This window comes from Mesorhizobium sp. PL10, from assembly GCF_053714315.1.
The window spans coordinates 1-7,496 of the sequence record NZ_JBSKBR010000071.1 but is presented as its reverse complement, the minus strand read 5'-3'; the positions used below and the strand labels follow the sequence as shown (position 1 = coordinate 7,496).

Annotated in this window: 6 protein-coding genes; 4 read left to right on the top strand and 2 right to left on the bottom strand. The window is 55.1% G+C overall.

Annotated features, from left to right (window positions below):
* Positions 1-143: 143 nt before the first annotated feature.
* The gene (locus tag ACWGTO_RS32355) at positions 144-374 is read right to left on the bottom strand and encodes a hypothetical protein (RefSeq protein ID WP_454578791.1); all 231 of its coding nucleotides are present in this window, start codon (positions 372-374) and stop codon (positions 144-146) included.
* 242 nt (positions 375-616) lie between these two features.
* Entirely contained in the window at positions 617-1,276 is a 660-nt protein-coding gene (locus ACWGTO_RS32350; protein WP_454578790.1) for a hypothetical protein, read from the bottom strand.
* Positions 1,277-1,679: 403 nt separating this feature from the next.
* Here ACWGTO_RS32350 and ACWGTO_RS32345 point away from each other — a divergent pair, with 403 nt between their 5' ends.
* The 4 genes from ACWGTO_RS32345 (at position 1,680) to ACWGTO_RS32330 (ending at position 7,439) form a co-directional block, all read left to right on the top strand.
* A complete protein-coding gene (locus tag ACWGTO_RS32345; RefSeq protein ID WP_454578789.1) occupies positions 1,680-2,510 on the top strand; it encodes a type IV toxin-antitoxin system AbiEi family antitoxin domain-containing protein in 831 nt (276 codons plus the stop codon).
* Positions 2,511-2,518: 8 nt separating this feature from the next.
* Positions 2,519-3,391 (top strand): nucleotidyl transferase AbiEii/AbiGii toxin family protein, encoded by an 873-nt coding sequence (locus ACWGTO_RS32340; RefSeq protein ID WP_454578788.1) that lies wholly within the window; start codon positions 2,519-2,521, stop codon positions 3,389-3,391.
* 229 nt (positions 3,392-3,620) lie between these two features.
* On the top strand, positions 3,621-6,953 hold the full coding sequence (locus ACWGTO_RS32335; protein WP_454578787.1) for a hypothetical protein: 3,333 nt from the start codon (positions 3,621-3,623) through the stop codon (positions 6,951-6,953).
* A 105-nt stretch (positions 6,954-7,058) separates the two neighbouring features.
* The gene (locus tag ACWGTO_RS32330; RefSeq protein ID WP_454578786.1) at positions 7,059-7,439 is read left to right on the top strand and encodes a hypothetical protein; all 381 of its coding nucleotides are present in this window, start codon (positions 7,059-7,061) and stop codon (positions 7,437-7,439) included.
* Positions 7,440-7,496: the final 57 nt, after the last annotated feature.

Here is a 7,496-nt window from a genome sequence, read left to right as displayed (position 1 = left end):
CAACCCGCCAGCATTCTCATCTTGATTGACGCAACGCTCGCACCTTCATTGTCGCGCCGCATGCAGGAGAGGTTTTTCCAGATAAGGCCGACGAATTGCGTCGTTTTGCCGACGACTTTGCCGGCCTCACAGATGGCGATGCCCTAGCTCAGATGGCCGCAGTCCTTGATCGCCCGGCATTGCGAACGCCGTTTCATGCAGAGTGCTCTCTCGTGGCGTTTCAGCAAGCTATCGAAGATACCATCGCCGCACTCAATACCGGCATTTGGCGAACGCGCGAAGGCGATGAGATACGTCGGATACCTTCGCTGCATCACCTGCGCGACCAGCGCATAAAAGCGAATGTTTCGCGCTCTGCTCAGTTGATCGATCAACTGAGGCGAACCTTTGTGTCCGGCCTGCGAGACAAGCGCATCAGGCCATGTGCGTGTGGAAGCGACACCTGTACGATATTTTTTGTCGATCCCGCTGCCGGGGTCGAGTTGGACAGGATCCGATCCGAGGCGCTCTCAGCCTTTCGCGAGGTCTACCCAGGGTTTCGGGTTCACCTCGGATAGCGACCAGATTCTACGGAAGATGCCTTCGTTCGCACCAGTGTCGAACGAAGGCCCGTATCTTAAGCTGCGAGAGTTTGCCGCCGCATAGGCTCATAGAGCATCGAGAAGAACGTATCGGCGATTTCTACCGCTAACTCAGGCAGAAGATGGTCAACTGAGCCAACAAAACTGGAGCCTGAGAACAGTGATTTTCCCGGAATGCGCCGAGCGATGGTCTGATACGTCTTGAACATCTCTTTGACCAATGCCGCCGCGCGATCGCCTTGCACATGTCCTTCATCTTGAGGATCGATAGAGATGCAATCCCAGCGGAACTCTACGTATTTGCGGCGTTTCGCGATCCACAAATTTGGGATGCCTCGCTTGTTGCATTCTCGAAACCAGCGATCATTGGCAGCGACATCGCCGCTGGTGAATTCGATCCAGATACGATCTGGCAGCATTGGCGATCTCGCAACCGTACTGACGGAAGAGAGGTCAAGATCGCCATGGCCAAATGCTGCCAACCTGTTTGATATTCGACCAAAATCGAAGTGCGAAAGTATAGGCCACGCAGGTAAATTGCTTTTGACGGAAGCGAGTAGAGCGGCGTTCGTGCAGTAACCCAATCCGGATGCGAGTGCTTCTGTGAGGTGTGATGATCTCACCTGAGGGAGAAAAGTCCGCAATTGAGCTTTTGCAAAATCGATGTTGTCGGAGGTGACCAACATGCAGGTCATGTACCCATCCTTTCGCTGAGGTCATCTGTCGCCGATTACGAGATGACCCGAAGGGATCGGATCACGGTACTAGCCTGCCAAAATCCACTTTGACCCAGCGACAGGTCGGGGAGGAATCACCTGCGGCAACGATATCCCTTGGTGCAATAGTCACGCAACGTCATATTACAACGATCGCTGCTACCTGGCGCTCATCCGACTATTGCCCATGGCCTGATCACGCCAAAGAGAGGAAGAGATTAATTTATTTTTTTGCATATATGCGGCGATGGTCGCCGCAAAAGTGAAAGATTGTAAATTCACGTTAAACGTGTTAGTTTATAGAAACTATGGGAATGCGGCGATCATCGCCGCATGAGGTTGATTCTATAAACTCATGCCAACGAACACTGAGCGAAGACAATTGCTGCAAAACCTGGTGCCTGACGGCCTACCAGTGACGAAGCAATGGTTGTCGAAGCAAGCTCCGGACTTCGATCGTCACGCGCTCGACAATCTCGTCAAGAGCAGGCAACTCACACCGCTCGCATCCGGTGTTTATGTACGTCCCGGTGCAAACCTTACCTGGGAAGGCGTCGTCGCGGCACTGCAGACGATCTTTCGCACTGACCTCAGCGTGGGCGGCTTGAGCGCACTCGAATTGCACGGATTTGCGCACTACCTGCCACTGTCGCGGCTACGTGCAGTACATCTTTTCGGCAAAGACGCGCTGCCCGCTTGGCTACACACTGCGTTGCCTTCAGTTCAGTTCGTTCGCCACAGCCGGTCCTCGATGGGTGGCACCGGTCTCGTCACTTGGGAATATGACACCAATGAGCGAACTTTCATGACCGGTGGAATACCTGGTCAGCGGGCAAGCGCGTGGCCGTTCACCCTGTCGTCGCCCGAGCGCGCGTATCTCGAAGTTCTCAACGACGTGCCCGGTACTATCTCTTTCGAGCATGCCAATCAGTTGCTGCAAGGCATGACGACCCTCTCACCAAGGCGCATGGAGCAGCTCTTGCGCAAATGCACCAGCGTCAAGGTGCGCCGGCTCTTCTATTGGATGGCCGAGCGACATTCCTACGCCTGGCTGAACAAGCTCCCCAAACCAGAAGCGCTTGATGAACTTGGCATTGGCAGCGGCAACAGAGTGCTGGCCAGGGGCGGCAGACTCGATCCAAAATACCGCATAACGGTCCCGGAGGAGATGTGGACACAACCAGCCCTTACTATGGACAAGTCCGACTCCTGACGCGGGTCTTGCCGCTCGTTGCAGCCGAAACGTGCTTCGCCCTCAAGGGCGGCACCGCCATCAATCTCTTTATCCGCGATCTGCCGCGGCTCTCTGTCGACATCGATCTCGTCTATCTGCCCATGGACGAGCGTGACGAGGCGCTCAAGAAAATTGCCGAAGCGCTCTCACGTATTGCCGATGCGATTTCACAGGCGATGCCCGATACTGAGATCGTCCGATCGTATGAAGATCAGCGCGACGCATTGCGTCTTTTCGTGACGCAAGGCGCCGATCGTATCAAGATCGAACTCTCCCCCGTGTTGCGCGGCTCGGTATTTCCGGCGGAACGAAGAGAAGTGTCGCCGGCCGTCGAGGAGCAATTCGGCTTCGTCGAGATGCAGCTTCTTTCGATCCCCGATCTCTATGCCGGAAAAATCTGCGCGGCCCTCGACCGGCAGCACCCGCGCGACCTCTTCGATGTCAAACTGCTGCTGGAGAATGAAGGGCTGACCGAGGATTTGGTGAAGACCTTTCTAGTCTATCTCATCAGCCACAACCGGACGATGGCCGAACTCCTACAACCGACCCGCAAGGAAATTGCCGGCATCTACGAAGGTGAGTTTTTGCGCATGTCGCAGATCGAGGTGAGCCTCGATGAATTGCTCGACGTTCGCGAGCGGCTGATCACAGGCCTCAATCAAGCATTGACCGACGATCAGCGAAAATTTCTTCTCTCATTCAAGGCGCGTCGCCCGCAATGGGATCTTCTCGGCATTGAAGAGGCCGACAAGCTTCCCGCCGTCCGCTGGAAGCTCCAAAATCTGGAACGCATGCCAGAAGCGAGGCACAAGCTTGCCTATGAAAACCTGCGACGGGTACTGAACCAGGGAAATGGATGAACCATTCAATTTCACTAGAAGCAATTCCCGCCGACCTCGAAGTGTCTGGACACCGGGTCTTACATGCCCGCTGTTCGCCCTCCGACAGCGGGCCTATTTGCGATTGAGTCGCACCGATCATCTCGGTGACATCGGCTTCGGCAGATGCGATCTGCATTCAAAACTGGCAACCGTGCAGGATTATCTAATCATCTTCAATTCGACCACCCGACTCGGATAAACTCGGCGGATGAATTCAGATTCGGCCGAAGCAACAACTCCTCCGCCTGCTGAAGTTGTGCCCTCAAATTACATGCGGGCACGGCATCCACACCTGTTTTCGGACACGACCGTTTCGAAGATTCAAAGCGTGCCAAGAGATGTGCTGTCATATCATCTCGAAACGCTGACCAATCAAAAAGACGAGGCCACGTTCGAGGAATTCGCTCGCAGGCTTTGCGAGAAGTTCATCTCGCCTAACTTGCGCCCCCAGACCGGGCCTGTCGGCGGCGGCGACGGTAAGACGGATGCGGAAACATATCCCGTCTCTAACGCAATCTCCGAGCGATGGTTCGTCCCTGACCGCGCTGGCGCGGATCAGCGCTGGGCATTCGCATTCAGTGCAGCGGCGGATTGGAAGAAGAAAATCCGCAAGGACGTGAAGAGCATCGCAGAGACCGGGCGCGGCTATCCGCGCATCTACTTCGTCACCAATCAATTTGTGCCGTCCAAGGACAGCGCATCCATGCAAGACGGGTTGGAGGAGAAATACGGAATTCCGGTGACGATTCTCGACAGGACATGGATTCTCAACAAGGTCTTCGAGGGGCACAGCCTTGATCTCGTCGTTGAAACGTTAGGCGTCGGGCGCGAAAAAACCGAAGAGGCTAAACGCGTCGGCCCGCGCGATTCTGAACGAATTGCTGAGTTGGAAGAACTTGAAGCCCGGATGGGTGATGGGTCAAGGTATGACAGGAGTCCCCATAACCTTGTCGATGATTCTATTCGTGCAGCGATCCTCTCGCGTGGGCTGGAGCGTCCCCGATATGAGGTCGAGGGAAAACTAGACCGGGCGCTTCGCTTGGCCCGCCAACACGGCAATAAGAAGCAGCAATTGGCTGCAGTCTACAATTGGGCCTGGACTGCCTTCTTCTGGTTCGATGATCCGGCAAAGACGTCAGAACTCTACGGTGAGGTGGAGGCTCTGGCCCTGTCCTCGGATGACTCCGATGACCTGGAGCGTCTGACCAATATTCTACCGCTGCTCCATTTCTCCCTCAGTCAGCAGCTGCTGACACCCGATACCGGTCAGCTCGATCAACGTCTGGCCCGTGCGCGAGAAGCGCTGATACGCGTGATTAACTTGGAAGCCCGGCCGAACAACGCACTGCACGCCCGGTCTCTGGCCCTCATGCTCGAGATTGTCGAGGCCGGCAAGATTGGGCCATCTGCTCTGATCGACATCTGGAAGCGATTCAAGGTCGTGATGAAGGACGCCGACGGCCTGGGCGTCTTCCCCTTCGAGAGCATTGCCGATGGGCTGACCGAACTCGGCAAGCACATACCCGAAAGCCCGGAATTCGATGAGCTTTACGAGCAAGTTACGGATTTGCTTGCCAGTCGCCGAAGCGAGGGCGAGGCCGGCAAGAAGAACAGTCAACGGGCCTTCCAGAAGCTGGAAAAAGGCTTGCACTTTGATGCCATTCGGTGGTTCGGCCGTGCGGTAGGGTTGCTTGTTAAGGAAGAATATCGCGACGAACTTTCTGAAGTGCTTTTCGGTTCAAGCCTCGCTTTCGAACAGGCCGGTCTTTACTGGGCCGCCCGTAATTACGCGTTAGCCGCCGTGTCTCAAGATCTCGCGGAGTTTACACGCACCGGCAATATCTCTGGTGTCAATCCGACGCATTTAAAGCGGTTGTTTCACATGGAGTGCAGACTGGGGCGAGGATTGTACGCCATTCAGTCTCACGAACTCGCTATGCTTGTACGAGGAGCACAGGCTTACGACGAGAATTCGCGCCAACATAATGAAGAGGCGCGTCTATTCGACACCCGGCTGTTTGGCGGACTACTACTCAAATTGGCCAACTCAGATCTCCCAGAGATCCGCTCCTTGCCTGATGCCCTTGAACGCTTGGGCATGCCGGAAGCACGGCTGGCTGCTCTTTTCCGGCTAGGCCAAGACCAGGTCGCGCGGGAGGAAGGCTGGTGGCCCGATACAGAAAGCGCGGCCGACATCGAGGACTATTTCAATCGCTGGAACGCCTATTTCGGTAACGATTTTTTCGTCAGGGATATCTCGTTCTATTCAGGCGAGACGGTAGAGCTGACCAGTGCCGTAGTCGGATGCCAGATAACCATTGAGGCCGCAAACAACCTTATGTCGCTGGCGGTATCTGAGGCGTTTCTCGGTGGAATTGAAGCGCTGCTCGCCACGAGCCTAGAGCACAGGTTTCTGCCTCATCTGGAAAAAATCCGGTTCCGCGTTGATCCCGTCTCGACAAGCGGCAATGCTCCAACCCTGACATTCGAAGACCGCATGGGGGTTCCGGTTGGAATCATCCAACACCCGGCGCACTTCGAGCTGGCCACAAAGGCGGATGTTGTCGCGTTTGTCGATTGGCTCAAAACGGCTGCGGTTGAGGTCATCCTTCTAATGGCGATTCCCGACGACGTAGAGGGATGGAGCAAGCAGGTATTCGCCGAAGAAAATGCGCTCGACCGGGCGCTTACGTTCTCAAATATCCCTTTGATCACAAGCAGTTTCTTCGGCGACATAGAGCATTTGTCGCTGGAGCGCTGGATAGCGCCGACTGACCGTGCATATGATGCGATCCGCACGGAACCTTGGACGCCGTCGGAGATTGCCGATCCGGAATCCGGTGTCTTTGTTTCGGACGAGCCGATGGACGGCTTTCCATTCGATACCAGGCGCATGAAGCACACGGACATGAAGATCGTTTCACCGATCGTTGTGTCGAAATGGAATGATGCCCGTTGGCGTGCAACGCTATTCATGTATTCGCCGGACGAGGATGCGCCGCCTCCGGTACTCGGTATCGCATTTGAGAACGCGGAGGCCGGGAAAGCGATATTCGATGGCTTTCGGGAGCGCTTTGGCGACCACGATCCCGGCAATGACCTGCGCATCGCCATCGTACGCGGCGTGTCCTCTAAGAACCCGTTCGCTTATGCCGTCGTTGTTGGGCCTAATGTCGAAAAGAATCTCCCAGAGAGCGACAAGCTTGTGGGTTTAGTGTCTCGCATAAATATCATGCAGCCAAAGAGCGACATCCATCTCAGGAGCTTTATCCAGCAATTTGAGCGCGATGGGCGCTATCTCCTGGCACCCGCTCACTTGCCCTCACTGGATGCCGAACCCAAGCCCATGCTGGAGCTGGGGATTGGAAAATATGACCTTGAGATAAAAGAAGCTTGGCAGATCGGGCCGAGTGACCCTGATGCCGTGGTTCTTGATCTTGATGACCCACCGATAATTCCTCCCGAACAACCTGAAGCTCCGGTGAACGAGACGTTACGAAAAAAGACCGAACAGGAAAAAGCGAGAAACAAAAAGGCTTAGCCTTCCAGCCGACTTCAAAGATGTGCGTTATCTTGGCATTGCTCTCTGGTCAGCTACGTGTGCAGCAGTCTGCGGGGAGGAGGAGATTGACCTTAGAGGCACATCATGGACGAGACTGATATTGCTATCTTTATGTTGCAAGCATCGAAGTTTGAATTCTTTCTCATAAATCGAAGTCGCTCGTTCATCCATACGGTCTCGACCAAGGGCCGAACCATCGTCACCGGTGTCAATTGGACAAGGGTAGCTCAAGCTGTGGAAGCGGCGGCTCCTTTTGCGTCCTTCGACTTCATCAGTTCGGGGTTCAAGATTTTCATTGAGACCACACCGCAGTGCCTCGTGATAAAACACAACGGTCAACTTGGTTGGGATAGCGACGATGAGGCCGTAAACTCCTGGGATGGTTTGCTCAGTCGCAGCTATGCTCAATTGCGAAACAACGTGGCCCACGGAAATAAGCATCAGGTGCCTGCGCCCTTTACGTAAGCGCTGTTCTCAGGCCACGGCCTTAAGCTCGGGAGCCCGGATGTAGACCCAAGGCAG

Bases quoted from the DNA above. Each gene is read 5' to 3' on its own strand.
- ACWGTO_RS32350 (WP_454578790.1), bottom strand. From the start codon at position 1,276: ATGACCTGCATGTTGGTCACCTCCGACAACATCGATTTTGCAAAAGCT.
- ACWGTO_RS32335 (WP_454578787.1), top strand. From the start codon at position 3,621: ATGAATTCAGATTCGGCCGAAGCAACAACTCCTCCGCCTGCTGAAGTT.
- ACWGTO_RS32330 (WP_454578786.1), top strand. From the start codon at position 7,059: ATGGACGAGACTGATATTGCTATCTTTATGTTGCAAGCATCGAAGTTT.